The organism is Mycobacterium persicum, from assembly GCF_002086915.1.
Lineage (GTDB): Bacteria > Actinomycetota > Actinomycetes > Mycobacteriales > Mycobacteriaceae > Mycobacterium > Mycobacterium persicum.
Genome location: NZ_MWQA01000001.1, coordinates 1,704,187 through 1,729,516, shown reverse-complemented (window position 1 = coordinate 1,729,516; position 25,330 = coordinate 1,704,187). Strand labels below are relative to the sequence as shown.

Here is a 25,330-nt window from a genome sequence, read left to right as displayed (position 1 = left end):
CTCCTTGCGGCCGGGTCGAATTGCGTTGCCGCGAAAGCGATTCAGGCCGCCAGCACCTCCGACGCGGCGCGCTCCCCGGAGCGGATTGCGCCGTCAACCCAGCCGCACATGGTGGCCGAGCTCTCGGTTCCGGCCCAGTGGATGCGCCCGCACGGCGGACGCAGGGTGTAGCCGAATTGGGTCAGCACACCGGTCGGCGCGTGACTGATCATTCCGCCGCCGGAGTAGCGATCCAAAATCCAGTCCTGCTCGTGGAATTCGCGCGGCGCACGCGCCTTGGCGCCGAACCGGTCGGCGAGTTCGCCGATGACCACCGCCCTGCGCTCGGCCTCGCCGAGCCGCGCCAGCCGGCGCGCGGCAGGTCCTTCGGTGATCACGCACATGATCCCCGGCACCGCCCTGTCCGTACAGGCGTCGATGGTCAAGGTGACCGTAGAACCGGGCGCGGCGGACTGGCCGGACAAACCATCGGCACGCCAGAACGGCTCGTCGTAGACGATTGAGATCTTGTAGACGGCGCCGCTGGGCATCCGATGATGCAGCAGCGCCCGGTCCACCGGAAGCGTCGGCTCGTAGTCGATCGTGTTGGCGATTGCCAGCGGGATCGCCACGATCGCTCGCCGCGCGCGCACCGTTAGGTCGTCCGAGCGGATCGTCACGCCATCGCCGTCCTGCGCGATGAGCCGCACCGGTCGTGAAAAGTGCACCGCATCACCAAGTTCGGCGACCATCGGGCCGTAGATGGCACCCATCCCGCCAACCGGGCGGGCGTCCTGCGCGCCGCCCTTACCCGAAATGACGAAGGTGGGACCACCCCCGGAGGCCATCTGCAGCAGTACCCACAGCAACGACGTCTCCGATGCCGCGGAGGTGTAGGGTCCGGCCAATGCCATGTCCAGCATGTCGCGGGCGGGTTTGGACACGGTGTTCTTGTCGAGCCATTGCCCCAAGCTGATGCGGTCCCATTCGGCGGCGCGCTTTGCCTCCCACGGGGCTTCGCGGGGGATCGATTTGCACATCTTCTCTACCGCGGCCAAACCAAGGCCAAGGTTGGTGACCGCCCACGGGCTCATCGTCCACGGGATGGTGCCGCCGTAGCGATGCTTTTTGCCGCCGACGACCATCATGGCCTCGCCGTCGTTGTACTGCTTGTATTCGGGTACCCCGAATTCCGCCATCAGGGCGTAGATGCGGTCCTGGCCGGGTCCGATCCATGCCCCGCCGCGATCGATCCATACCCCGTCGTCGCGGGTCACGGTGTAGGTACGACCGCCGGCCCGGTCACGGGCTTCCAGCAACACCACCGAATGACCGGCTCGGTGTAACCGCAGCGCCGCAGTCAAACCCGCGAAGCCGGCACCCACCACGCAGAAATCGACATCCGCCACGATTTGCTCCTCGGTTGATGTGCGTTGGCCAGCAAACTACACCGATTGCGGCCTTTCGGCGGCCGAATCCGGGCGGATGCAACGACTCGAACAACAGGCCCCGAAAAGGTCTGGCTCGGATCAATGCGGCAGCAGCCGTTGTTTCTGCTCGATGAATTCATCCTCGGTGAGGATTCCGGAATCGCGCAGGGACGCTAGCTCACGCAGCTCCGCCGCGATACTCGTGATTGGCCCGGTTGCTGAGCTGGCCGGTGATATCGGATCTCGCTTGACCGCGCCGACCCGCTCACGCCTGCTCCCATTGCCCGCACACGCCATTGCTCGCCCGGCCATGCCGGCCAAGGCCATTTGGCTGAACAGGCTTCCGGCGCCACCGGCTTCTGCGGCCGCACCGAGGCTGGTGGCGGGCAATGCGACTGCCAGAGAGCGGATCTCGGGCGCGGCCGCTGTCCAGGTCGGCGGCACCGACAGCCCGGCGATCGAGTTCGCGTCGCCCAGAACCGCCGAAACCGCCGACCCGCCCAGATCGGTGATGGGTGCCGACGTCACTGGCGCGGTCCCCGGAAAGGACTCGATTCCGGCCCAACCACTGACGATGTCATCCGTGTGGACACCAATCTGATAGCCGACAATGTCGTAGGGAAGTCCGGTAATCCCGACAATTGAGTCGAAACCAAGTCCCGCGGCCCCTATTTCCGGGTCGACTAACAGCCCACTGAGGTCCGCCAGCAGGTCCAGCCACTCTAGGGGCGTCAGTGAGGGAATGGCCGCCGCCGGGCTCGCGAGGCTTGACAGCGTATTGGGCACCGCGGACAAGGATCGACTGGTGCTCGACGCGTTGTGCCGGGCGTTGCCGGCCGAGGCCCCAGTGGACCGGGCCACCGCGGCGGCTTGGACCGATAACCCGGTGGTCTCGGTGTTGGGCGGCGGCGGGGTGAATGGGGTCAACCTGGTCGCCGACGCCGACGAACCCGCATAGCCGTACATCGCCGCGGCATCTTGGACCCACATATCGGCGTACTGTGCCTCGGCGACCGCGATGGCCGGGGCGTTTTGCCCGAAAAGATTGGTCGCGATCAGCGCCGTCAGCAGCATGCGGTTGGCCGCGACCACCGGCGGAGGCACCGTTTGCGCAAACGCCGTCTCGAATGCGGCGGCCGCGGCCACGGCCTGGCCGGCTGCCTGCTCGGCTCCCGCGGCGGTAGCTCTGGTCCACGTCACAAACTCGGCGGCCGCGGCGGCCATCGACGCCGACGACGGGCCAACCCAGGGACCGCAGGCCAACCCCCCGATCACCGACTCATAGGAGCTCGCTACCGAGTGCAGCTCGGCGGCCAGCCCGTCCCAGGCCGTTGCGGCGGCCAGCAGCGGTCCCGAGCCGGGACCGGCGTAAATCCGGGCAGAGTTGATCTCGGGAGGTAGTACCGCGAAATCCAATGTCGTTTCTCCGATCGGTGCGGCGCGGCCGGGACGGTGCCAGCGCCGGTCACGGCATATTAGGGGCGCAATGCCCATCTCGGCCAACCGAACTGGAACCGGACTCGTCGAAATTCGACACATCGCATCGCGGCCACAGGCCGTGCCGGTCCTCGGGCGCGGCAATCGACGACACCACCGCGATTCGGGCGGTCGCACGCCGAGACTCAGCTCACCCGTTATCGGTGTAGCGCCGCTGCGGCCGGTGAGTACGTGCGGGACTGCGCAATTGGTCATCGCCCAGGATCGGTATCGACAAGATGGCCTACCCGCAGCGGCGCCGCCGAACGGTGTCGTCGAGCACGGCTCGAGTCGCTGGGCTAGAAGGCCGTGGGCCGCCACAGGCAGGCGCGGGCCCGGTGGTTCGACCCGTTAGGTGACCAACGCCACTTTCTGACTCACGTCGGCTGCGATGTCGCCGGCCGCTAACCCGGTCCGCCGTATTGCCACACCAGGCTGTGATCGCCGGTCATGGTGGGGTTGCACCACATCGTCCGGCCGTTGGCGTCCTGGGTGGTCGCGTGCAGCACCGCACAGGAATCACCCGGAGACGGCGCCTGGGCCGCGGCGATGCCGCCCCCGGCGACCGCGATCGGCGAGAACACCGTCACTATGGTCAATGCGACAAACCGCCATCTGCTCATCTGAAAGCCTCCTCAGCACGGCAGAACTCCACGCTATCCGCGCCCGCGGGGACCGGTAAAGAATTGGCCGCGAAGATGAACCCACGCGGCTAGAACACGTTCTAATCTGAGACACCATGGGATTCCTCAAACCCGAACTGCCTCAGGTCGACATCCCCGAGTGGAGCAAGGGCACCCGCAGCGAGAAGATCCGCCCGATGGCCCGCCACTGGGCCGAAGTCGGCTTCGGCACACCGGTGGCGCTGCACCTGTTCTACGTCGTCAAGATCGGCCTCTACATCGTGGGCGCCTGGCTGGTAGTGCTCAGCACGACAGGGATCGACGGGTTCACCGACGTCGGGTCGTGGTACGCGGAGCCGATAGTCTTCGAGAAGGTCGTGCTCTACACGATGCTGTTCGAGGTGATCGGATTGGGTTGCGGCTTCGGACCATTGAACAATCGGTTCTTCCCGCCGCTGGGGTCGATCCTGTACTGGTTGCGGCCCAACACCATTCGGCTGCCTCCGTGGCCCGGCAGGGTCCCGCTGACCAATGGCACGACGCGGGCTCCGGTGGATGTGCTGCTGTATGCGGCGCTGTTGGTGATGACGCTGTGGGCGTTGTTCTCAGACGGCACCGGCGCCGTCCCGGAGTTGGGCACCAAGGTCGGGTTGTTACCGGTGTGGCAGATCTGGACGATTCTGGCGATCCTGGCCGTCGCCGGATTGCGCGACAAGGTGATCTTTCTGGCCGCCCGCGGCGAGGTCTACGGTTCGCTGACCGTGGCGTTCCTATTCAGCGGTGCCGACCTGATCGTCGCCGCCAAACTGGTGTTTCTGGTGATCTGGATCGGGGCGGCGACGTCGAAGCTGAACAAGCACTTCCCGTTCGTGATCTCCACCATGATGTCCAACAACCCGCTGATTCGGCCGCGGTTCATCAAGCGGATGTTTTTCGAGAAGTTCCCCGACGACCTGCGGCCCGGACGTTTGTCCCGGATGATCGCCCACGTCAGCACCTTCATCGAGATGGCCGTGCCGGTGGTGCTGTTCTTCGCGCACGGTGGCTGGCCGACCGCGGTAGCAGCGTTCGTGATGGTGTGCTTTCACCTGGGCATCCTGACCGCGATCCCGATGGGGGTGCCGCTGGAGTGGAATGTGTTCATGATCTTCGGCGTGCTGTCACTGTTCGTCGGCCACGCGGGTCTCGGCCTGAGCGATGTGAAAAACCCTGTGCCGGTTGCGATTCTGTTCGCGGTGGTGGCCGGCACCGTCGTTCTGGGCAATCTGTTCCCGCGCAAGATCTCGTTTCTGCCCGGCATGCGCTACTACGCCGGCAACTGGGACACCACGCTGTGGTGCATCAAGCCGTCGGCAAGCGAGAAGATCGGCAAGGGCATCGTCGCGATTGCCAGCATGCCGGCCGCGCAGCTGGAGCGCTTCTACGGCAAGGACAAGGCGCAAATCCCGATGTATCTCGGATATGCGTTCCGCGCCATGAACACTCACGGCAGGGCGCTGTTCACCCTGGCGCACCGGGCCATGGCCGGGCAGAACGAAGACGACTACGTCATCACCGACGGCGAGCGGATCTGCAGCACCGCGATCGGCTGGAATTTCGGCGACGGCCATATGCACAACGAGCAACTGATCGCCGCGATGCAGCACCGCTGCCACTTCGAGCCGGGCGAGGTGCGGATCGTCCTGCTCGACGCGCAACCCATCCACAAGCAGACACAGGCCTACCGGCTGGTGGATGCGGCGACCGGCGAGTTCGAACACGGCTACGTGCGGGTCGCCGACATGGTGACCCGACAGCCCTGGGCCGACGACCTGCCGGTCCAGGTGCTGTCCGAATAGGTGGCGCCGAGCGTGACGCCACTGCGAGATTTCGTGCCGAAACTCGCAGTGACGTCACGCTGGCGAGAAACGCTAGGCCTCTGCGCGCACTTCCTGCGCCGCGGCCACCATGTTGCGCAGCGACGCGGCCACCTCAGCGGCGTTGCGGGTCTTCAGGCCGCAATCGGGATTGACCCAGAGCCGCTGCGCCGGAACCGCTTTCAGCGCCGCACGCAACGACTCGGCGATCTCGCGGGTGCTCGGCACCCGCGGCGAATGAATGTCGTAGACGCCCGGGCCCACACTGTTGCCGAAGCCGGCCGCATTCAGGTCGTCGAGCACCTCCATATGTGAGCGCGCCGCTTCGATCGACGTCACATCGGCATCCAAATCGGCAATCGCGCCGATGATTTCGCCGAATTCCGAATAGCACAGATGGGTGTGGATCTGGGTCGAGTCGGCCACACCTGAGGTCGCCAACCGGAAAGCGGCTACCGCCCAACGCAAATACTCGTCCTGCTCGACACGGCGCAGCGGCAGCAGTTCTCGTAGCGCGGGCTCGTCGACCTGGATGACCGCGATGCCGGCGGCCTGCAGGTCCACGGTCTCGTCCCGGATCGCCAGCGCCACCTGGTTGGCGGTGTCGGCCAGCGGCTGGTCGTCGCGCACGAACGACCACGCCAAGATCGTCACCGGACCGGTCAGCATGCCCTTGACCGGCTTGTCGGTCAGAGACTGCGCGTAGGTGATCCAGTCGACCGTCATCGGGCGCGGCCGCGACACGTCGCCGTAGAGGATCGGCGGGCGCACGCAGCGGCTGCCGTAGGACTGCACCCAGCCGTTCTGGGTGGCGAAGAAACCCTCCAGCTGCTCGGCGAAGTACTGCACCATGTCGTTGCGCTCCGGCTCACCGTGCACCAACACATCCAGCCCGAGCTGCTCCTGCAGGGTGATGACGTCGGCGATCTCGGCTTTCATCCGGCGCACGTATTCGCCCTGGTCGATCTCGCCCGCCCGTAACGCCTGTCGCGCCTTGCGGATCTCCGAGGTCTGCGGGTAGGAGCCGATCGTCGTGGTGGGCAGCACCGGCAGCTGCAGACGTGCTTCCTGGCTGACGCGACGGGCGGGCGCCTCGCCCCGGCGGGCCCCCGAGGCGACGATCGAGTCGATGCGGGCCCGGACCTGTCCGTTGTGCAGGCGCGGGTCCCGCTTCCGCGACGCCACCGCCGCGTTGGAAGCCGCGATCTGCTCGGCGACCGCGTCGCGTCCGTCGCGCAGTGCCCGCGCGAGCACGACGACTTCGCCCACCTTTTCCGCGCCGAACGCCAGCCAGTCGCGCAGGTTGTCGTCCAGGTCGGTTTCGGAAGCCAGCGAGTATGGCACGTGCATGGTGGAGCATGACGTCGAGACCGCAACCGTGGCCGCCGAACCCAGCAGGGTCGCCAGCCGGCTCAGTGCCGCTTCCAGGTCGGTGCGCCAGACGTTGCGCCCGTCGACGATGCCGGCCACCAGCGTCTTGCCGGCCAGCTCGGGCACCCCGGCGACCGCGGTGCGCGCGCCGGCCACCAGGTCCACCCCGATGGCTTCCACCGGCGTGCGGGCCAGCGCCGGCAGCGCGGCGCCGGGATCGCCGAAATAGGTTGCGACGTGGATGGCCGGCCGATCACTCAGCGACCCCAGCGCGGTGTACATCCGCTCGGCCAGCGCCGGCGCGTCGGGACAGATGTCGGTCACCAGCGCGGGCTCGTCGAGTTGTACCCACTGGGCGCCCTCGCCAGCCAGCAGCGACAGCAGTTCGGAGTAGACCGGAACCAACTCCTGCAGTCGGTCGATTGGCGGGCCGGCACCGTCGACGGCCTTGCTCAGCAGCAGGAAGGTGACCGGGCCGATGATCACCGGACGCGCCGGAATACCAAGCTGCTGAGCCTCTTTCAGCTCGGAGACCACCTTGGCCGGGTTCAGCGTGAACCGGGTCGACGGCCCGATCTCCGGCACCAGGTAGTGGTAGTTGGTATCGAACCACTTGGTCATCTCCAGCGGCGCGACGTCGGCATTGCCTCGTGCGGCGGCGAAGTAGCGGTCCAGTTCGTCGGGGATCGCGCTCACCCGGGCCGGCAGCGCACCGAGCAGCACCGCGGTGTCGAGCATCTGGTCGTAATAGGAGAAGGTGTTGATCGGCACCGAGTCCAGGCCGGCGGCGGCCAGATCGGTCCAGGTGCCACGGCGCAAGGCGGCGGCGACGGACTCCAACTCGGATCGGCTGGTGCGTCCGGCCCAGTACCCCTCGGTCGCTCGCTTGAGCTCACGGCGCGGGCCGATGCGGGGGGAGCCGGTGATGGTGGCGGTGAACTTCTGAAAATTACCTGCGGTCACGGCGTGTCCTTAACTCGACGGGTTGGTCACCGCCCGCGGACGTACAGCCGAATCCGGTTGCGGCGCAACACCGCAACCGGTACGGCCAAACGCCCACTCCACGAGGCGACGACCCGCCGGACGCGGCGCGCCCGGCACGGCTGGCAGGTCTTCGGACTCGCAGGCGCGCACCGGTGGTGGTGCTCCTAATGGCCGTCGCTTCCCAGTCGTGCGACCAGTGCTATTGACGGCGGTCGTTCCTGCATACCGCTGCGGGACAGTTCCGGACTCTCACCGGATTCCCTCTCGCCAGGCATCGCTAACATGCCTCGCTCGGTGCCGACGCCGCGGGATGCGATGACGGCAGACCAGCTGCGTGGTCCAGGTTACGTCAGCCGGCAACCCTGCCGCGAGCCGCTAGGGCATCGGCACGCGGCCCATGATCAGATCGAGGATCGGTTTGCCCGGCGGGTAGGCTCCGGTGAGCGACGCCATCGTGTGCCCGTAGTCCACCAGCAACGTGATGCCGCTGATCCCGAAGGCTGCCGCGCTGTTGAGGAACGCCATCACGTCGCCCATCTGCTCGGGGGTGTGCACCTTGGCTCCGGTCTCGTCGCGGTAGTCCTGCGCGTAGCTGAGCCACAGGTCCGCGTTGGCCTGGGCCAACGGCGTGTCGGTGGGCCCCGGACAAATGGCGTTGATCCGGATTCCCTTCTTCAGCAGGGGATAGGCCTGCATCGCCACGTAGGCGTTGATCGCCTTCTTGCTGAAGCCGTAGTGGATGATGCCCTCGGCCTCGTGCGCGGCAACCCAGTCCTGGGCCGCTGCGTAGTCGGGCGTGGCCAGGAACTCCTGCAGCCGGGGCAGGTCGTTTTCCCATCCCATGCCTGCCACCGAGGAGATGAAACAGATCGCCGAGCCGGACGGCAGCTGGTCGTGGTCCAGCAGCCGCTGGATCAGATGGCGGTGGCCGATGAAGTTGATCTTCATCAGGTCCGGACCTTCGGCCACCCCGGCTGCGGAGAACACCGCATGCACCGGTCCACCGAGCTGCCCGATCGCGGCGTCGATGGACGCGGGGTCTCGCAAGTCGACCTGCAGCGACTGGGCGACGTCAAAGTTCACCGGCGCGTAGTCCATCACGGTGACGTCGGCGCCGAGTTCGGTCGCCGCCCTGGCCGCCGCGGCGCCCATACCCGTCGCGCCGCCGACCACCAACGCCAGCTTGCCGTCGTAGCGCAACCGATCCAGAACAGTCATGGAGATCCCTTCCCCGCGGGCCCTACGTACTCGCCGTTTACCTGCCCCACTCTAGGGAGAACATATTTTTGGTTCAATACCCCTCGCCACGCACCGCGGCGCCGCGCAACACCGTGTCACGGGCATGAATCAGCGCGGCACGCGGGCCGACAGCGCGAAGGATGTTCTCCGGTATCCACTGCAGGGCGATGACCGATCGTGCCAGCATCGCCAGGGACGGGGTCTCGATCTGGATCTCGTCCGAGCGAAAGCCTCCGGAGAGAAGTGATTTCAGCTGACGCAGCCGGGTGGCATACAGCCACCCCGGGTTGGGGGTATTGGGCGGCGACTGCCGCATCCAGGCGAGCTGAATCCGGAATTCATCGGAAAACTGATCCAGCGCATTGATATTGATCCAGCTCAGCGCGTCCAGCTTTTCGATCGGCGTCGCATCCGAGCGCAGTACGCTGACCCAGCCTGCCTCGACCTTCTGGCCGAAGGACCGCATGATCGACGCCAGCAGTTCGTCCTTGGATCCGATCACCCGATAGACCGTGCCGGTTCCCAGGCCGGTCGCAGCCGCGATGTCCCTGATGGTGGTGACTTCATATCCTCTGCGCCCGAACTCGGTTCGGGCGACCGCCCGCACCCGGGCAGCTTTGTCGCCGGGGTCGGCGTCCCGGTCGTCGGTCCATGTCGCGATGGCGTCGTTGGCGGCCGCCAAGGCGCTCGATCCGTCCAGCTCCGGATCGTCCGGAGGGCGGGTTGCCAATCCCTGCAGGATGATTCGGCACATCAGCCGGGCGACCTGGTCGGCTGAGGCGTGGTGACGGATGACGTCGAGCCCCACCTGCAGCATCGTCTGGCAGATGCGGTCGGCCAATATCGGCAGATCCATTTCCGGTTTGATGTAGCCGCTCCACCTGGCGGCGCGCAGGGTCTGCAGCATCGCCTCGTGCAGCGCCGCCGGCCGCTGTTGGGTGAGCTTCATCAGTTCGGGATCCGCGCTTGGTCCCTCGTAGAACGACATCTGAAGCGCTGCTTGGTGCGCCACGGCGCAGTTGGCGATCGCCGAGCCCAACTCGGTGATCTTCTCGGCCACCGGCCGCGAGTCCGGCTCGTCCAACTGCTGCTGCGCGGTGAGGCCGATGCGGTTCAGATCGTTTTGATAGCGGCGGATCAGTTCGATCAGGATCGCTTCTTTGGACTCAAAATGGTGGTAGAGGCTGCCCGGCAGAATGCCTGCCGCGTCGGCGATTTCCTGCAGCGACGTTCGCAATCCCGACGACGCGATCAACGACGCCGCGGTCTGCAGAATCTCGGCCCGGCGCGTCCCGGAATCGTCGGCGACGGATTCGTCGCGGTGATCCACCGGCTGGCGGCCTTTTGCCAAGGCGTTGGCTTTTGCCATAGCTACCGGGACGCACGTCCGCAGGACAGCGGTTTGGCAGACATAAGCACTCGCCCTCCCGCCGAACCAAATCTTTGTTGCTAAAGACTATCAGACCGTAGACCGGTCGACGCCCTGCTGAATAGTGGTTGACAGGGCGATTCTAAAACGGGCGTTCCGGCTGCCGCGGATTAGCATCGGGCGGGCGAAGGCACACCCGTTGCGACGGGGCACGCGACGCAAATCCGCCGGGAGGGGGCTGCGCGCCGACCCGCCCGCCCGGCCGATGTGGCCAAACCGCCGGCCTTTGATAGCTGATTGACAGGCGGCTTTGAGCATATTGACAGGAAGGTTTGGTGCGAAAGTCCGGATTTTCTGCGTCGCACCGCCTTAGCATTCGGCCGTGGCGCAAATAGTCGCACGAGGTGACTGTTGCTGCAGATGAATGTCGTCGTGGAGGTAGTCGGCAGGAGCGGATGTCCGAGCTGTTAATACGGCCGGCGGTTTGGGGTTGGCATGATTCCTGAGTTTGTGTGGTTGCCTCCCGAGATCAACTCGGCACGGATTTTCGCCGGTGCGGGATCGGGTCCGCTGTATACGGCGGCCTCGGCCTGGGAGAGCCTGGCTGCGGATCTGCGGGCGTCGGCGGCGTCGTTTGATTCGGTGGTCAGCGGGTTGGCGGGCGGGCCGTGGTCGGGTCCGGCTTCGGTGTCGATGGCGGCGGCGGCGACGCCGTACGTGGGGTGGTTGAGTGGCGCCGCGGGGGAGGCCGAGTCGGCCGCCGTTCAGGCGCGGGCGGCGGCGACCGTTTTCGAGGCGGCGTTGTCGGCCACGGTGCATCCGGCGGCGGTGACCGCCAATCGGGTGTCGTTGCTGTCGTTGGTGGCGACAAACTTCTTGGGGCAGAACACCCCCGCGATCGCGGCCGCTGAGAGCGACTACCTCGAGATGTGGGCTCAGGACGTAGCCGCGATGGTGGGGTATCACGCCGGAGCGGCGTCGGTGGCGTCGACGCTGACGCCGTTCAGCCTGCCGCCGCTGACGATGGCGGGGTTGGCCGGGCTGGCATCGCAGGCCGCCTCGGGTGTCAGCGCGATAGTGTCGTCGGCGGGCGCCGCGATAGCCACACCGGTGCAGGGAATCGTGTCGGCGGCTCCGTCCGCCCTCGCGATGCTGCAGTCGGTGCCGTTGTCGTCGTTCATGTATCCGGTGAGCATGGCGATTTCGCCGTTGATGAGCGTGCTGACCAATGCGGCGCGCACTCCGGCCGCGGGGTTGGCCGGTGCCACGGCGGGCGGAGCGGCGGCAGCCGAGCCGAAGTTCGTGGGTGCGGCTCATCCTGGGACCAAGCCGTTTGGCGGTGGCGGGCTGGGTGCGCCGATGTCGGCGGGTCTGGGTAAGGCCCGGATGGTGGGGACGATGTCGGTTCCGCCGACGTGGCAGGGCTCGACACCGACGCGGATGGCTAGTTCGCCGTTATCGGGCTTGGGTGCTGCAGGCATGCCCAATCCGGCGGAGCTGACCGGGGCGGCGCGGCCCACCGGGATGCCGATGATGCCGATGCCGATGGGCATGGGCGGTGCCGGCACCGGGATGCCCGGCGGCATGATGGGCCGCGGTGGGGCGGGCGGAAATCCGGTGCAGTCGCGGCCCAGCGTGATACCGCGGACCGGGATCGGATAGGCCCGGATCGGAACGGCGCCCAGAGGCATTGCGGCCGAGCCAAATTCGAGAAGTAGCATGCCGCCGTCGCGACGACGTCAGGACACGTCACTGACCAACGGAAGTGGTTGTCGCGCGGGCGCTACCCCATCGAAGCCGGGCTGCCCGATCAGCTTCCCACCCGCACCGCCGGTCCCGCCAGCGCCGGGCGAATGTCCCGTCCCGCCGTTACCGCCGTTACCACCGTTGCCGATCATCGAGGCGTTGCCGCCGTTACCGCCGTTTCCGCCGCTGACGTAGCCGGCACCGCCGTCGCCACCGTTACCGCCGTCGCCGATCAGGCCGGCATTGCCACCGGTGCCGCCTGCCCCGCCGTTGCCGCTCAACCCGTTTCCGCCGCCGCCGCCGGCGCCGCCCGATCCGAAGAAATGTCCCGCGTTGCCGCCGGCCCCGCCGTTACCGCCGTTGGCGACGCCCTGGCCGCCGGCGCCGCCGGCGCCGCCGTTGCCCGAAAGCCAGGCTCCGCTGCCGCCGTCGCCGCCGCTGCCGCCGTTGGTGGTGCCGCCCACTCCGCCGGTCCCGCCATTGCCGCCGTCACCGGCGAGCCAGCCGGCGTCGCCGCCCGCGCCACCGCTGCCTCCGTTGTTGTTGCCGTATCCGCCGACGCCGCCGTCACCGCCGTTTCCGGAGAGCAAACCGGCATTGCCGCCGGCCCCACCGTTACCCCCGTTGTTGACGGCGCCGGCGCCACCGGTTCCGCCGTCGCCACCGTTGCCGGAAAGCCACCCGCCATTGCCTCCGGATCCGCCCTGGCCGCCCGAGCCGGAGGTTCCCGCACCTCCGCCGGCACCTCCGGCGCCCCCCGATCCGGCAAGCCAGGCGTTGCCACCGGACCCGCCGGCACCTCCGTTTCCCACACCGGCCCCGCCGGCGCCGCCGGTCCCTCCGGTGCCGAAAAGTCCTCCGGTTCCACCGGTTCCGCCGGCACCGCCGGTGCCGTCCATCGACATCCCGCCGGCCCCGCCGGCGCCGCCGGAGCCGAACAACCCGCCGGCCCCGCCCGCGCCGCCAGCGCCGGCGGTGCCGTTCACGGCGTTTCCACCGGCTCCGCCGGCGCCACCGGAGCCGAATATCCCGCCGTCGCCACCGTTGCCGCCGGCGTGGCCGGGCGCACCTGATCCGCCGTTACCCCCGTTTCCCCAGAGAATGCCGCCGTCCCCGCCGTTTTGTCCCGTCCCGGGAGCCCCGTTGGCGCCGTTGCCAATCAGCGGGCGCCCGAACAAATACTCGGTCGGTTCGTTGATGACCTGCAGGACATTCCGCTCGGCGTTCTCCAGCTCGGTGGTCGCATACTTGACGGCGCTACCGTTGAGGACATCCACAAACTGCTGATGAAGCCACGCAGCGTCCTGACTGAACGTTCGCCAGACTTGTGACTGCGCGGAAAACAGCGCTGCGATCGCTGCCGACACCTCGTCGGCGCCTGCGGGGAGTATTTCCGTCGTAGCTGTGGCCGCAGTGGCATTGGCCTCGCCGAGCCAGGATCTGATAGTCGCCAAGTCGGTTGCGGCGGTCTGCAATGCCTCGGGCACCGTGGACACAAATGACATGGAGATCTCCTAATCGCACTGAGCGCTTGTCGGGTAACCACTTGCTCCCGGACTGCACGCGCCCATTCCCCTCCGTGCAATTGGGTCTCTGCAGACTAGCACCGCAGCCGCTCGGTTGCAGCATGTTTCTCGACGGTCGTCAATCAGAGTCCCTGACGTACGCTACATTTCGGCCAGGAGCTGGTCTTGAAGGACCGATGTGCTCGTCGAGACGACGTCCCACCAAGGCATTTCAGGTGATTGCACAATTTTACACCGGCAGTGGCGGCGTTCTGCGGCGCGATTCAGTAGACAGCCAGGCGGCGCGCGGGATAGCTCGGACGCTCGAAATAGTGTTAATAGACTACGAATTCGTAACTTCCGGCTACGTAAGCGTAGCCAAAGGCAACTGTTGACAAGGCGTATGGTTTGTGGGAGTTTTTGTCCGGCTGAAGATCCCGGTTCGGCTGCGGTTCCCGACAACCGCGATGTGACAGCGGGTAACCATCCGCATTGAAAAGGCTGGATTCACTGGATGACTCAGATACTTGTTCACGAATTCTCATTGCTTGGTGGTACGCGAACTAGCGCGGCGTCCGGTCTGACTTGGAATATCGTTCTATATCAGCGTGATTCGGATATCGCCTGAGTCGACCGTGTGGTAGCGCTTTCGGGTGCTCGTCATCACCAATGAGTTCGAATTGTTTTGGAGTGCAATGTATATCAGTGCTGCCGCATTTCGGCTAACGACGGCGGAAGGGTTTAGGTTGAGATGATTTTGGACTTCGCTTGGCTGCCGCCGGAAGTCAATTCGGCGCGAATCTTTGGCGGTTGCGGGTCGGGCCCGCTGTGGAGAGCGGCGTCGGCCTGGCTGAGCCTGGCAGCGGATTTGCGGGCATCGGCAGCGTCGTTTGATTCGGTGGTAACCCGATTGGCGACCGGGCAGTGGTCAGGTCCGGCATCGATGTCGATGGCGGCTGCGGCGGCACCATTTGTGGGCTGGCTGAGCGGGGCGGCCGGGGAGGCGGAGGTGACCGCTGTTCAGGCTCGGGTTGCGGCGACAGCGTTCGAGGCGGCTCTGTCGACGACGGTGCATCCCGGGGCGGTGACCGCCAATCGGATGTCGCTGCTGTCGTTGGTGGCAACGAATTTCTTGGCTCAGAACACCCCGGCGATCGCAGCTACGGAGTTCGACTACCAGGAGATGTGGGCGCAGGATGTAGCCGCGATGGCGGGGTATCACGCCGGCGCGGCATCGGTGGCGTCGACAATGACGCCGTTTAGTCCGCCGCCGTCCAATCCCGGCTTGGCCGGGTGGGCCGGGTTGGCCGGGTCGGCGTCGCAAGCTGCCTCGGGTGTGCCGGCGGTGGTTTCGTCCGCGGCGGCGCCGGCTCAGGATCTCGTGGCGATCGGTTCAAACGCCGGCTCGGGGCTGGGTTCATTGCTCTTGTCGGGTGTGCCGGTGTTGATGTATCCGCTGAGCATGGCGATGTCGCCGCTCATGAGTTTGATGAGCAATGCAGCGCGCACACCAGTCGGCGGAGTGGCCGGTGTGGTTGCCAGTGGGTTGCCGGCGGACGTGCCGAAGTTGGTGACGCCTCCTCATGCTGAAATTACGTCATTGGGCGGCGGAGGGCTGGGTTCGCCGATGGCGGCGGACTTGGGTAACGCCCGGATGGTCGGGGGCCTGTCGGTTCCGCCGACTTGGCAGGGGTCTGTGCCGGCGCCGATGGCGAGTTCGGCGATGTCGGGTTTGGGTGCGGCCGGTATCCCAGCCCCGGCGGCGCTGACAGGAGAGCCGAGTTCGCCCGGTATGCCGATGATGCCGATGCCGAGCGGTACCGGTGCTTCCGGGATGCCCGGTGAGACGATAGGCCGCGGCGGGGCCGGCCCTCAGGCACCGCAGTCCCGATCCGGCGTGATACCAGTTACCGGGATCGGATAGCGACTGGGCCGCCCCAGTGCCAACTGCGACCGGCATCTGGCGCACCAGTCGCTACCGGTCTGGCGTGCGTCGGTCGACGCTGGCGTCGGAGCCGTCGCCGTGCATGGTCGCACCGACATCGTTGACCACCACCGCGGCACCGCGGCGGGCCAACTCGAGTGCGTACAACCGGCCGAGCCCCCGGCCGGCGCCCGTGACGATCGCGACCTGGTCGGTGAAATCGATCATCGGTAGCCTTCTGTTGTTGGGTGCGCAAGGCGCGCACCGAGTTCGGTGAGATAGCGGTCGGGTCCACCCAGAAATGCGCTCCAGCTCAGCAGGCGTTTGAGATAGAGGTGAGCGTCGTGCTCCCAGGTGTAGCCGATGCCGCCGAAAATCTGGATCGCCGTGTCGGCGACGGTGGCCAGCCGCCCGGCGAAACCCTTGGCCCGCAGTGCGCACAAGTGTCGCTCGTCGGCGGCGTCTTCGGGCAAGGCATCCGAGGCCCACAACGCGTGGATCACCCCGCTGCGGGCCAGCTCGACCGTCTCGTACATGCCGACGCACAGCTGCTGGATCGCCTGGAACGAGCCGATGGCCTGGCCGAATTGCTTTCGCACCTTTGCGTATTCGACGGCCGAGTCCATGACGGCGCGGGCCGCGCCGAGCGCATCGGCGGCCATGGCGATCAGCACGTCGTCGACGACGGCCGCAACGGCGGCCGGCGACGGGGTGGCCACCCGGTTTGCCGGCACACCGTCGAGCTCGACCCGAAACGTCTTGCGGGTCTGGTCGATACCGCGCTTGGGCATCACCGAAACGCCGGGGGAAGCGGTGTCGACCGCGAAAAGCTCGGTGTCGTGCCCGTTTTGAGCGAGAACCAACAGCACGTGGGCGGCTGCGGCGTCGGGAACCGAGGCGAGCTCGCCGTCGAGGGTCGTGCCGTCGGCTGTCGGCAGGGTCTTGATGTCCAATGGGCCCACGGTGGCGATCGTGGTGCCCTCGGCTATCCCGGTGAAGATCTGGGCCGCGGCGGGGCCGGCGTCGCACCGGCGCAGCGCCCGCGTCGCCGCGACCGCTGTGGACAACCAGGGCCCCGGGTGCAAGGCGGCGCCGAGCTCCTCGGCGACCACGCCGGCCTCGACCATCGTCATGCCGGCGCCGCCGTATTCGGGTGGCACCAACAGCCCGGTTGTCCCCAGCTCGGCCAGGCCGCGCCATACCGCCTCGGTGGTGCCGGTGGGATCGTCGAGCAGCGCGCGCACGTGTCCCGAAATCGGCGCCTTCTCGGCGAGAAAGCGCCGCACCGTGTCGCGCAGCGCCAGCTGCTCCTCGGACAGTTCCAGGTTCATCGGCGCGGCAACCCCAGCACGCGGTGCGCGGTGATGTTCGTGTTGATCTGCGTGGTGCCGCCGGCGATGGTCAGCGACCGCGACGTCAGCCGGTAGTCGGCCCACCGGTGAGCCTGCGGACCCAGCACATCGAAAGCCAGCGCGGCCAGATCTTGGCCGATCTCACCCCACACCGTCTTGGCCAGGCTGGCCGACCCCAAGGCGGTGATTTCCGAGCCGCCGTGCAGGGTCGCCGAAATCGAGCGCAGACATAGCACTTCGAGATACTTCACGCGCACCGCGATCTCACCGAGGCGCCGCAACGTCACCGGGTCTTCGCCGACCCCGACTGCGGCGAAGTCCGCCGCCAGCTCCTCGAGCCGCACCTGCAATTCGGTGTAAAGTCGCGCCGCCCCGGCCCGCTCGTGGCTCAGCGTGGTGGTGGCGACCTGCCAGCCCGCGTTGAGCGGACCCAGCAGCGCGCCGGCCGGCACCACCACATCGTGGAAGAACACCTCGGCGAAGTCGGTGTCGCCGTTGAGCGTGACCAGCGGCCGAGCCTCGATACCGGGCAGCCTCATATCGACGATCAGGCAGGAGATGCCCCGGTGTTTGGGCGCCTCGGGATCGGTGCGGACGTACAGCTGGCACCAGTCGGCGCGGTGCCCGAGCGAGGTCCAGATCTTCTGTCCGTTGACCACGAAGGTGTCGCCGTCGCGCACCGCGCGGGTTCGCAGCGCGGCGAGGTCGGATCCGGCGTCGGGCTCCGACATGCCCTGGCACCAGATATCGTCGGCGCGCAACATCCGCGGCAGCAGTGTCGTCTTCTGCGTTTCGGTGCCGTATTGCATGATCGCCGGAGCGATGTTGTTCATGCCGATGACGTTGAGCGGCAAGGGGGCTCGGGCGCGGGTGGTTTCCTCGGTGTAGACCAGCTGCTCGAGCACGGTGGCGCCGCGGCCACCGTACGCAGGGGGCCAGGAAACGGCCGCCCAGCCGGCGTCGGCCAGGGTCGCGTTCCAGGCACGCAACATGTCGAATACCGCGTCGCTGCGGCCGGGGGATCGGCGGGCGGTGATCAATTCGTCGGTCAGATTCGCCGAGAGCCAGCTGCGTAGCTCGTCGCGGAACTGTTCCACCTCCGCCGGGTATGAGAAGTCCACGTGCGTGTGTCGACCTTGCGCGATTGACTGCCTGTCAAGCCGGACTCTACGTTGGAACAGATATTTGGTCAACACGATCAACCAGGACGAACCGCGTGACTGGCGACCAGCACCACACCGATCGGCTGCCGCGACTGGGCATCGTGGCCTCCGCTATCGCGGGCCGTACGGTACGGGTCGCCCCGGCCGGCGCCGGTGAGCCGGCGTGGACCGATGGCCGCACCATCTTTGTCGACGCCGCCCTGCCGGGGCGCGATCAGCTCGCCTCGCTGGCCGTGCAGGCGTCGCTGCTGGCGGCGGGAAGTCTCGATCCGGATCTGGTCCGCGCGCTCAACCGGCGCCCGGCGGTTGCCAGGCGATATCTCGCGGTGGAGGGGCACCGGGCGCTGGCGGCCAACGAATACTGGTTACCGGAGCCAACGCGGGGGTTGATCGACCGCGACATCGCCGCTCGCACCCATTCGCCGGCCGCCTCGTTGGCTGTCGCGCGGAGCCCGCACCCCGTCGCCGGCGCGCCGGCGAGCTTCGGCGCCATCCACGCCCGGAAGCTGCTGGCCCAGTTGGCAACGCACCGAGATGCGCCGGCGGGCGGTGAGCATGGTCGTCAGGCCGGGCCGGCACCGGCCGACCTCGACGACGATCCCGCAGGCCCACAGGAGACCGTCTTCCCCAGCCCAATCGGCGGTTCCGGAGCCCTCGGCCGGTTGCTGCGCCGCATGCTGCGCCCGGTGCGCCGGCTCGGAGACAGCGGTCAGCCGGGGGCCGACGCCCCCGCCCACCGCACCCGCTCAGGGATCGGGTCCGCGCAAGGGGTGTTGTCGACGGCACCGGCCGGATTGTTCGACGAACGCGCCGGCGGACCACGCGGGAAAGCGGAGTCGGTCAGCTATCCCGAGTGGGATGTCCACCGTCGCTGCTATCGGCCGAACTGGTGCACGGTACGCGAAATGCCGGCGGTTGTCGGCGACGCATCGTTTCCGGATTGCCTGGACCGCTATGCATTACGGCGCTCCCTGGCCCGCCTCGGTCTGGGGCCGGACTGGTTTCGCCGGCAGCTGCACGGCGAGGACATCGATATCGATGCGGCGGTCGAGGCCCGCCTCGACGCGGCGGCCGGCTCGCTGCCCACTGACGCGATCTACCTCGATCGGCTGCGCCGCCGACGTGATCTTGCGGTGCTGTTGTTGCTGGACATCTCCGGCTCGGTCGCCGAGCCGGCTGCGACCGGAAAGACGGTGCACGAACAGCAACGGGCCGTCGCCGCGGCACTCGCTATTGCCTTTGATGATCTCGGAGATCGGTTGGCGCTCTATGCATTCCACTCGCAGGGGCGGGCGGCCGTGCAACTGGTGCCGGTCAAGCGTTTCGACGATCCGCTGGATGCTCCTGCGCTGCGACGGCTCGGCGGCCTGGTGCCCGGCGGGTATTCGAGGCTCGGTGCCGCGATCCGCCACGGTGCGGCCGTGCTGGAATCCGGTGGCGGTACGACGCGGCGGCTATTGGTCGTGGTGTCCGACGGGTTGGCCTACGACCACGGCTACGAACGCGCCTACGGGGCGGCGGACTCCCGTCGTGCGCTGGCCGAAGCCCGCGGCCGTGGCACCGGCTGTGTGTGCCTGGCCGTCGGGGCGAGCACCGATCCCGAGGAACTGCAGCGGGTCTTCGGCAGCGCGGCGCTGGCCGCCATCGCCGAGCCGGAACAACTTCGGCGGGTGGCCGGGCCGCTGTTTCGCGCGGCCCTGCGCTCGGCCGAAGTTCGCAGGCCCGCCGAGAGTTGAGCCAAATATCTGTTCCGCGTTACGCTGCGGCCATGCCAGGCACAGGCAATGCGGGCGCAGGCAACGACGGGGCGACACCCGCGGCGTCCCGTCCCTTCTACGTGTCGGTGGGCAATGAGGAACACGTCTTCAAGGCCGCTTTCCGTCAAGGCCTCTCAGTGCTACTCAAGGGGCCCACCGGCTGCGGCAAGACGCGGTTCCTGGAAGCCATGGCCCATGATCTGCAGCGGCCGCTTGTGACGGTGGCCTGCCACGACGACCTCACGACCGCGGATCTGGTCGGGCGGTTCCTGCTGCGCGGTGGGGAAACGGAGTGGGTCGACGGCCCGCTCACCCGCGCCGTTCGCGAGGGCGCGATCTGCTACCTGGATGAAGTCGTCGAGGCGCGCCAGGACACCACCGTCGTGTTGCACCCCCTGGCCGATCACCGTCGCCAGCTTCCGCTCGAACGCCTGGGCGTGACACTGGATGCCGCACCTGGCTTTTGCCTGGTGGTGTCCTACAACCCCGGGTACCAAAGCGTCCTCAAGGATCTCAAGGACTCCACCCGGCAGCGCCTGGTGGCCATCGAATTCTGTTTTCCCCCAGCCGATGTCGAGGAAAAGATCGTTGCTCACGAGGCCGGCGTCGGCTCCGAGGCGGCCGCCGAGTTGGTGCGGCTTGCCCAAGCGATCCGGCGGCTGGAAAACCGCGGATTGCGTGAGGTGGCGTCGACCAGGGTGCTCATCGCCGCGGGCCGGCTGATCGCCGAGGGGCTCGGCACCCGGGAGGCGGCCCGCGCCGCCGTCGCCGGCCCGTTGACCGACGACATTCACGCCGGTAATGGCCTGTCGGAGTTGATCGATGTCTACCTGTCCGACACCTAGCCGATGGCGATTGACGCTGCGCCGCCCACCGCGCTAATGTCAGAACAAATGTTAGGTTTATCGGGAGCCGCTGACGGAGATGGAGACTTGTCCTACGAGAGCACCGCGCAACCGATCAAGATCGGCTACCTCTTCGACCTCCTGCTGCCGGAGTTCTATCCGCAGGAGATGCGCGACGACCTGACCCAGCCGTTCGAATTGGTATTCGCCGACGGGCTGCGGCAACGGGTCATCGACCGTCCGGTGGAGATCGTGTACCGGGAAGTGGAGGGGCTGCCCAAAGGCGCGGTCAAGGCCGTCATCGACGCCTACGGCGAACTGGTCGACGAGGGCTGTCTGGCGGTGTTCGGGCCGCACATCAGCGAGAACGCCGTGCCCACCAAAGAGGCGATCGAAGAACGGTTCCGGGTGCCGGCCATCAACGTCTGCGGCAGCGACGACTGGTTGGGGGAGTGGACGTTCGCGTTCCCGCAAGGGTCGATGACCGACGAGCCGATCTTCTGGGCGGAATTGCTCGCCAAGGGCGGCCACACCGAGGTGGCCGTCCTGGTCGAGCAATCGCTGGTCGGTCAGAGCTATCTCACCAACTTCCGAAACACGGCCCGGCGCAAAGGCATTCGTATTGTGGCCGAAGTGCAGATCGCCCAAACCGCACAGGACGTCACCCAGGCGATGCGCACCGTGCACGAGGCAAAGCCGTCCGCGTTGGTGCACTGCGGGTTCGGCTTCGGCATCGTGTTCATCAACCTGGCCCTGGCCGAACTCGACTGGGATCCGCCCCGGTTCACCAGCACCGCGTTTCAGAACGCCTGGATCAATCCGATTATGTGGCAGGCCTTGATGGGTTGGACCGGGATCGACCAGTACGACGAGGACAACCGCGTGGGCCAGGCGTTCCTGGACCGCTACGAGTCGGAATACGGCCGTCGGCCCCAGTATTGCGTGCCGGTGGTGAACCACGACATCGCCAATACGCTGCTACACGCCTTTGCCGACGCCCACCCGCTGAGCCCCCGCGGCGTCAAGGAGGCGCTGGAGCGGGTGAAGATGCTGCCCGCCGCCGCCGGTGCCCCGGGGACCCGGGTCTCGCTGGGGAAGTGGACCCGGCGGGGCTGGATGGGTGCGGGCTACCTGGTGGCGCGGAGGCTGGACCCCGACGGCGTGAACTCCCATCTCGTCGATCGCTTCGGCGCCGGTTGAGCGATGACCACCGAGCAGGCAGCGCCGTCGGTCACGGCCACGCGCCAGAGGGGCTCGGGGTGGGCTGTCGGGTGGATATTCATAGCCGTCGCCGTGCTCGCCGTCGTCGCCCACCACGCGCGAAAGGGCGCCGTCTCGCCGCGAATCCGCAATCCGGAGGTCACCGGCGCGCCCCGCCCGGTCGAGCCGCTGTTCGGTTACCAGCATTGGCTGGGGCTGTTCCAGATCTTCACGATCATCGCGATGTCGGTGATCATCGCGGTCTACGTGGTGGCCTGGCGCCGCTACCCGGCCCACCCGGTCCTGCTCATGGGCATCGTCACCACGCTGATCGTCTGGCAGGACCCGATCATGAACTGGGCGCCCTACGCCGTCTACAACCCGCAACTGTGGCACTGGCCGGAGGACTGGCCGCTGGTGTCACTGTCGCCCACGGTGGAACCGTTCCTGGTGATCGGCTACATCATGTTCTATCTGGGCCCCTACTTCCCGGCGATCTGGATCCTGCGCAAGATCCAGGCCCGGCGCCCGCTCGGCTCGTTCGTCTGGCGCCATCCGCTGATCACGCTGGCGGTGATCATCCTGCCGGTGGGCATGGTCATCGACGCGATGCTCGAGATGACGCTGGTACGCACCGGCTTTTATGTCTATTCCCAGGTCATTCCGTTCGGGTCGGCCTTCGCCGGCCAGACCTACCAGTTCCCGTTCATCTGGGAAACCGTGATGGTCACTTTCGTGATGATCCCCGCGGGAGTGTTGCTCTATCGGGACGACACCGGCCGCACCGTCGCCGAAAAGCTCGCCCAGCGGGCACGGATCCTTCCCGGGCGGCCCAAGCTCGCGATGTTCGCGGTGATGTTCGTGCTGATCAACCTCGCCTACTTCGCGTACGGCACCGGCTTCGCCGTCATCAAATGGACTCGAACCGCCACCTCCGTCGCCTGCCCATGGCCCTATCCGGAGGCCAAAGTCTATGACCCGCAAGGCTTTTACGAACGCAACGGCCAGCCGGGCCCGTATTCGGTGGGCATCTGGTCGACTTGGATGAGCGCACAGCCGCACGGCCGCCCGGACGTGACGCCGCCCGCCGACGGCGGCCGCTGTGGGGCGGCGCATGGGTGAGCCACCTGCCGTCGTCATCACCGGCGCGTCTCGCGGGCTGGGCTTCGCGTCGGCCGCGCACCTGTACCGGCAGGGGTGGCGGGTGGTGGCCGCGATCCGCTCACCGGAGTCCGGGCTGGCGGCACTGCGGTCGACTGCCGGTGCCGCAGAAGAGGATTCGCGGCTGATAGCGGTCCAGTTGGATCTGACCGACCAGGCATCCGTCGATGCCGCGGCCAAGGCGATCGAGGAGGCCGTCGGCGCTCCGCGGGTGCTGGTGCACAATGCGGGCATCTCCGCGGCCGGGACCGTCGAGGAGACGCCGATTGACCTGTGGGAGCGGATGTTCGCCACCCACGTGCTCGGGCCGGTGCTGCTGACCAAGGCGCTGTTGCCGTCGATGCGCGCCGCGGGCCAAGGACGCATCGTCATGATCTCCAGCCAGGGCGGCGTGCGCGGCATGCCGGAGATCGCGGCGTACTCCGCGGCCAAGGGCGCACTCGAACGGTGGGCCGAATCGTTGGCCGCCGAGGTGGCGCCGTTCGGACTCGGCGTCACCGTCCTGGTGGCCGGAACCTTCGACACCGACATCATCACCGACGCCGGGACATCGGATCACCGCAACCTCACCGGGCCCTACGCCGCGCTGCACAGCAAAATCGACCGGCGCGGCCGGGCCGCCATGCGATTTGCGCGCCCACCCAAGCAGTTTGCCCGCGCGCTGGCCGGGGCCGTCGAGGACCGCTCGCCCTTTGCCCGGCGCGCCGTGGGACTCGACGCCCGGTTGCTGATGGTTGCCAACCGGCTGCTTTCCAGTAAGGCTCTCCATAGGGTGACCCGGCTGGCGCTGGGTCTCCCGCGCTCTGGGGCACTACGAGCGCCGGAATAGTGAGCCTCGTCTGAAGAGAGCTGAACAAACATGGCTGACACTGTAAAGGTCCGGTTCGAATCCAGGATGATGATCGACGGCAAGCTCGTCGACGGACAGGCCGGCACCTTCACCAACATCAACCCGGCCACCGAGGAGCCGATCGGGGAGGTCGCCGACGCGTCGAAGGCGGATATGCACCGGGCCATCGACGCGGCCCGGCGGGCCTTCGACGAGACCGACTGGTCGACCAATCCCGAATTGCGTAAGCGCTGCCTACTGCAGCTTCAAGAGGCCATCGAGGCCGAACGGGAGGAGCTGCGCGAGGAGCTCATCGCTGAAGCCGGCGCGCCCCGGGCGATCACCTACGGGCCGCAACTGGATGCGCCGCTGGCCGACGCGCTGCGCTATCCCGCCAAGCTGATCGACGAATACCCCTGGGAAACGGACCTGGGCGACGCGCTGGTCAGCATCACCGGGCAGCTGACCAGCCGCAAGGTCTGGCGGGAACCGGTCGGGGTGGTCGGCGCGATCGTGCCGTGGAACTTCCCGTTCGAGGTCACCATCAACAAGCTCGGCCAGGCGCTGGGCACCGGCAACACCGTGGTGCTCAAACCGGCGCCGGACACCCCGTTCAACGCCACCCGCCTGGGCCGCCTGATCGCCGAAAAAACCGACATCCCACCGGGAGTCGTCAACGTCGTCACCGCGTCGGATCATCTGGTCGGCGAAGAGCTCACGCTCTCGCCCAAGGTCGACCTGATCTCGTTCACCGGTTCGACCGTCGTCGGGAAGCGGATCATGGAAAAGGGTGCGGCGACGCTCAAGCGGCTGTTTCTGGAACTCGGCGGTAAGTCGGCCACCATCGTGCTCGAGGACGCCGAGTTCGGGTTGGCGTGTGCGATCGGCATCGCACCGTGCATGCATGCCGGGCAGGGCTGCGCCAACCCGACCCGGATGCTGCTGCCGCGGTCCCGCTACGACGAGGGAGTGGCGATCCTGAAGAGCATCTACGACAACGTCATGCCGGGCGACCCCCAGGATCCGGCCACCCTGTGCGGACCGGTGATTTCCGACAAGCAACGCAAGCGCGTACTGGGCTACATCAGCAAGGGAGTCGAGGAGGGTGCCACCTGCCTGGTCGGCGGTCCCGACGCGGCCACCGGTTTCGACAAGGGATTCTATGTCCGGCCAACGCTTTTCGTCGACGTCGACAACTCCATGACGATTGCCCAGGAGGAGATCTTCGGCCCGGTGCTGTCGGTCATCGGATTCGACGACGAGGAAGACGCGATCCGGATCGCCAACGACAGCGTGTACGGGTTGGCCGGCAACGTGATGTCAGGTTCGCTGGAGCACTCGCTGGCGGTGGCCCGGCGGCTGCGGGCCGGCTTCATCGGTGTGCAGGGCGCCGCGCCGTACGGCGCCGACACCCCGTTCGGCGGTTACAAGGACAGCGGGGTAGGCCGGCAGAACGGGATCGCCGGGTTCGACCAGTACACCCAGATCAAGTCGGTGGGCTATCCGGCTACCTGAAGGGGG

General features: G+C 67.2%; 17 protein-coding genes, 2 pseudogenes and 1 riboswitch. Of the genes and pseudogenes, 9 read left to right on the top strand and 10 right to left on the bottom strand.

Annotated elements, in window-relative coordinates; translation table 11 throughout:
• Positions 1-41: 41 nt before the first annotated feature.
• From B4U45_RS07640 to B4U45_RS07630, 3 genes are all read right to left on the bottom strand, one after another.
• On the bottom strand, positions 42-1,388 hold the full coding sequence (locus tag B4U45_RS07640; protein ID WP_075547348.1) for a flavin monoamine oxidase family protein: 1,347 nt from the start codon (positions 1,386-1,388) through the stop codon (positions 42-44).
• Between the two features lie 120 nt (positions 1,389-1,508).
• The gene (locus B4U45_RS07635; protein WP_075547392.1) at positions 1,509-2,825 is read right to left on the bottom strand and encodes a PPE family protein, SVP subgroup; all 1,317 of its coding nucleotides are present in this window, start codon (positions 2,823-2,825) and stop codon (positions 1,509-1,511) included.
• Between the two features lie 464 nt (positions 2,826-3,289).
• Positions 3,290-3,508: a hypothetical protein gene (locus B4U45_RS07630; protein WP_075547349.1), complete on the bottom strand. Its 219-nt coding sequence runs from the start codon at positions 3,506-3,508 to the stop codon at positions 3,290-3,292.
• A 116-nt stretch (positions 3,509-3,624) separates the two neighbouring features.
• Between B4U45_RS07630 and B4U45_RS07625 the strand changes: the two genes are divergently transcribed.
• A complete protein-coding gene (locus B4U45_RS07625; protein ID WP_075547350.1) occupies positions 3,625-5,346 on the top strand; it encodes a DUF3556 domain-containing protein in 1,722 nt (573 codons plus the stop codon).
• A 72-nt stretch (positions 5,347-5,418) separates the two neighbouring features.
• Here B4U45_RS07625 and metE read toward each other — a convergent pair whose 3' ends face one another.
• The 3 genes from metE to B4U45_RS07610 all read right to left on the bottom strand — a co-directional run bounded on the left by metE (position 5,419) and on the right by B4U45_RS07610 (position 10,327).
• Positions 5,419-7,698: a 5-methyltetrahydropteroyltriglutamate--homocysteine S-methyltransferase gene (gene metE, locus B4U45_RS07620; RefSeq protein WP_075547351.1), complete on the bottom strand. Its 2,280-nt coding sequence runs from the start codon at positions 7,696-7,698 to the stop codon at positions 5,419-5,421.
• Positions 7,699-7,823: 125 nt separating this feature from the next.
• Positions 7,824-8,036, bottom strand: a riboswitch (cobalamin riboswitch).
• Positions 8,037-8,094: 58 nt separating this feature from the next.
• Positions 8,095-8,937 carry an SDR family oxidoreductase gene (locus B4U45_RS07615; protein ID WP_075547352.1) on the bottom strand — a complete coding sequence of 281 codons (843 nt, stop codon included), beginning with the start codon at positions 8,935-8,937 and terminating at the stop codon, positions 8,095-8,097.
• A 73-nt stretch (positions 8,938-9,010) separates the two neighbouring features.
• A complete protein-coding gene (locus B4U45_RS07610) occupies positions 9,011-10,327 on the bottom strand; it encodes a TetR/AcrR family transcriptional regulator (RefSeq protein WP_083155797.1) in 1,317 nt (438 codons plus the stop codon).
• Between the two features lie 495 nt (positions 10,328-10,822).
• Between B4U45_RS07610 and B4U45_RS07605 the strand changes: the two genes are divergently transcribed.
• Positions 10,823-11,989, top strand: coding sequence for a PPE family protein (locus B4U45_RS07605; RefSeq protein WP_075547354.1), 1,167 nt, complete (start codon positions 10,823-10,825; stop codon positions 11,987-11,989).
• 119 nt (positions 11,990-12,108) lie between these two features.
• Here B4U45_RS07605 and B4U45_RS07600 read toward each other — a convergent pair.
• Positions 12,109-13,578, bottom strand: a pseudogene (locus B4U45_RS07600) (PE family protein); the annotation flags it as partial.
• Between the two features lie 751 nt (positions 13,579-14,329).
• Here B4U45_RS07600 and B4U45_RS07595 point away from each other — a divergent pair.
• Complete coding sequence (locus tag B4U45_RS07595; RefSeq protein ID WP_075547356.1) at positions 14,330-15,502, top strand: PPE family protein; 1,173 nt, start codon at positions 14,330-14,332, stop codon at positions 15,500-15,502.
• A 75-nt stretch (positions 15,503-15,577) separates the two neighbouring features.
• Here the strand turns inward: B4U45_RS07595 and B4U45_RS07590 are convergent.
• From B4U45_RS07590 to B4U45_RS07580, 3 genes and pseudogenes are all read right to left on the bottom strand, one after another.
• Positions 15,578-15,730 (bottom strand): annotated as a pseudogene (locus B4U45_RS07590) (SDR family NAD(P)-dependent oxidoreductase); the annotation flags it as partial.
• Positions 15,727-16,833 (bottom strand): acyl-CoA dehydrogenase family protein, encoded by a 1,107-nt coding sequence (locus tag B4U45_RS07585; RefSeq protein WP_075547357.1) that lies wholly within the window; start codon positions 16,831-16,833, stop codon positions 15,727-15,729. The gene B4U45_RS07585 and the pseudogene B4U45_RS07590, both read right to left, overlap by 4 nt.
• A complete protein-coding gene (locus tag B4U45_RS07580) occupies positions 16,830-17,975 on the bottom strand; it encodes an acyl-CoA dehydrogenase family protein (RefSeq protein WP_075547358.1) in 1,146 nt (381 codons plus the stop codon). The genes B4U45_RS07585 and B4U45_RS07580 overlap by 4 nt, the downstream gene beginning before the upstream one ends.
• Before the next feature lie 95 nt (positions 17,976-18,070).
• Between B4U45_RS07580 and B4U45_RS07575 the strand changes: the two genes are divergently transcribed.
• The 6 genes from B4U45_RS07575 (at position 18,071) to B4U45_RS07550 (ending at position 25,324) form a co-directional block, all read left to right on the top strand.
• Positions 18,071-19,753: a nitric oxide reductase activation protein NorD gene (locus B4U45_RS07575; RefSeq protein ID WP_075547359.1), complete on the top strand. Its 1,683-nt coding sequence runs from the start codon at positions 18,071-18,073 to the stop codon at positions 19,751-19,753.
• Positions 19,754-19,785: 32 nt separating this feature from the next.
• Positions 19,786-20,619, top strand: coding sequence for a CbbQ/NirQ/NorQ/GpvN family protein (locus B4U45_RS07570; protein ID WP_075547360.1), 834 nt, complete (start codon positions 19,786-19,788; stop codon positions 20,617-20,619).
• A gap of 87 nt (positions 20,620-20,706) precedes the next feature.
• Positions 20,707-21,819 carry an ABC transporter substrate-binding protein gene (locus B4U45_RS07565; RefSeq protein WP_075547393.1) on the top strand — a complete coding sequence of 371 codons (1,113 nt, stop codon included), beginning with the start codon at positions 20,707-20,709 and terminating at the stop codon, positions 21,817-21,819.
• A 3-nt stretch (positions 21,820-21,822) separates the two neighbouring features.
• Positions 21,823-22,941, top strand: coding sequence for a spirocyclase AveC family protein (locus B4U45_RS07560; protein WP_075547361.1), 1,119 nt, complete (start codon positions 21,823-21,825; stop codon positions 22,939-22,941).
• On the top strand, positions 22,934-23,809 hold the full coding sequence (locus B4U45_RS07555) for an SDR family oxidoreductase (RefSeq protein ID WP_075547362.1): 876 nt from the start codon (positions 22,934-22,936) through the stop codon (positions 23,807-23,809). The genes B4U45_RS07560 and B4U45_RS07555 overlap by 8 nt, the downstream gene beginning before the upstream one ends.
• A gap of 30 nt (positions 23,810-23,839) precedes the next feature.
• The gene (locus B4U45_RS07550) at positions 23,840-25,324 is read left to right on the top strand and encodes an aldehyde dehydrogenase family protein (protein WP_075547363.1); all 1,485 of its coding nucleotides are present in this window, start codon (positions 23,840-23,842) and stop codon (positions 25,322-25,324) included.
• Positions 25,325-25,330: the final 6 nt, after the last annotated feature.

Excerpts from the sequence above, each read along its gene's own strand:
- B4U45_RS07630 (WP_075547349.1), bottom strand. The coding sequence starts at position 3,508 with ATGAGCAGATGGCGGTTTGTCGCATTGACCATAGTGACGGTGTTCTCG.
- B4U45_RS07625 (WP_075547350.1), top strand. The coding sequence starts at position 3,625 with ATGGGATTCCTCAAACCCGAACTGCCTCAGGTCGACATCCCCGAGTGG.
- B4U45_RS07615 (WP_075547352.1), bottom strand. The coding sequence starts at position 8,937 with ATGACTGTTCTGGATCGGTTGCGCTACGACGGCAAGCTGGCGTTGGTG.
- B4U45_RS07610 (WP_083155797.1), bottom strand. The coding sequence starts at position 10,327 with ATGGCAAAAGCCAACGCCTTGGCAAAAGGCCGCCAGCCGGTGGATCAC.
- B4U45_RS07605 (WP_075547354.1), top strand. The coding sequence starts at position 10,823 with ATGATTCCTGAGTTTGTGTGGTTGCCTCCCGAGATCAACTCGGCACGG.
- B4U45_RS07595 (WP_075547356.1), top strand. The coding sequence starts at position 14,330 with ATGATTTTGGACTTCGCTTGGCTGCCGCCGGAAGTCAATTCGGCGCGA.
- B4U45_RS07585 (WP_075547357.1), bottom strand. The coding sequence starts at position 16,833 with ATGAACCTGGAACTGTCCGAGGAGCAGCTGGCGCTGCGCGACACGGTG.
- B4U45_RS07570 (WP_075547360.1), top strand. The coding sequence starts at position 19,786 with ATGCCAGGCACAGGCAATGCGGGCGCAGGCAACGACGGGGCGACACCC.
- B4U45_RS07560 (WP_075547361.1), top strand. The coding sequence starts at position 21,823 with ATGACCACCGAGCAGGCAGCGCCGTCGGTCACGGCCACGCGCCAGAGG.
- B4U45_RS07555 (WP_075547362.1), top strand. The coding sequence starts at position 22,934 with ATGGGTGAGCCACCTGCCGTCGTCATCACCGGCGCGTCTCGCGGGCTG.
- B4U45_RS07550 (WP_075547363.1), top strand. The coding sequence starts at position 23,840 with ATGGCTGACACTGTAAAGGTCCGGTTCGAATCCAGGATGATGATCGAC.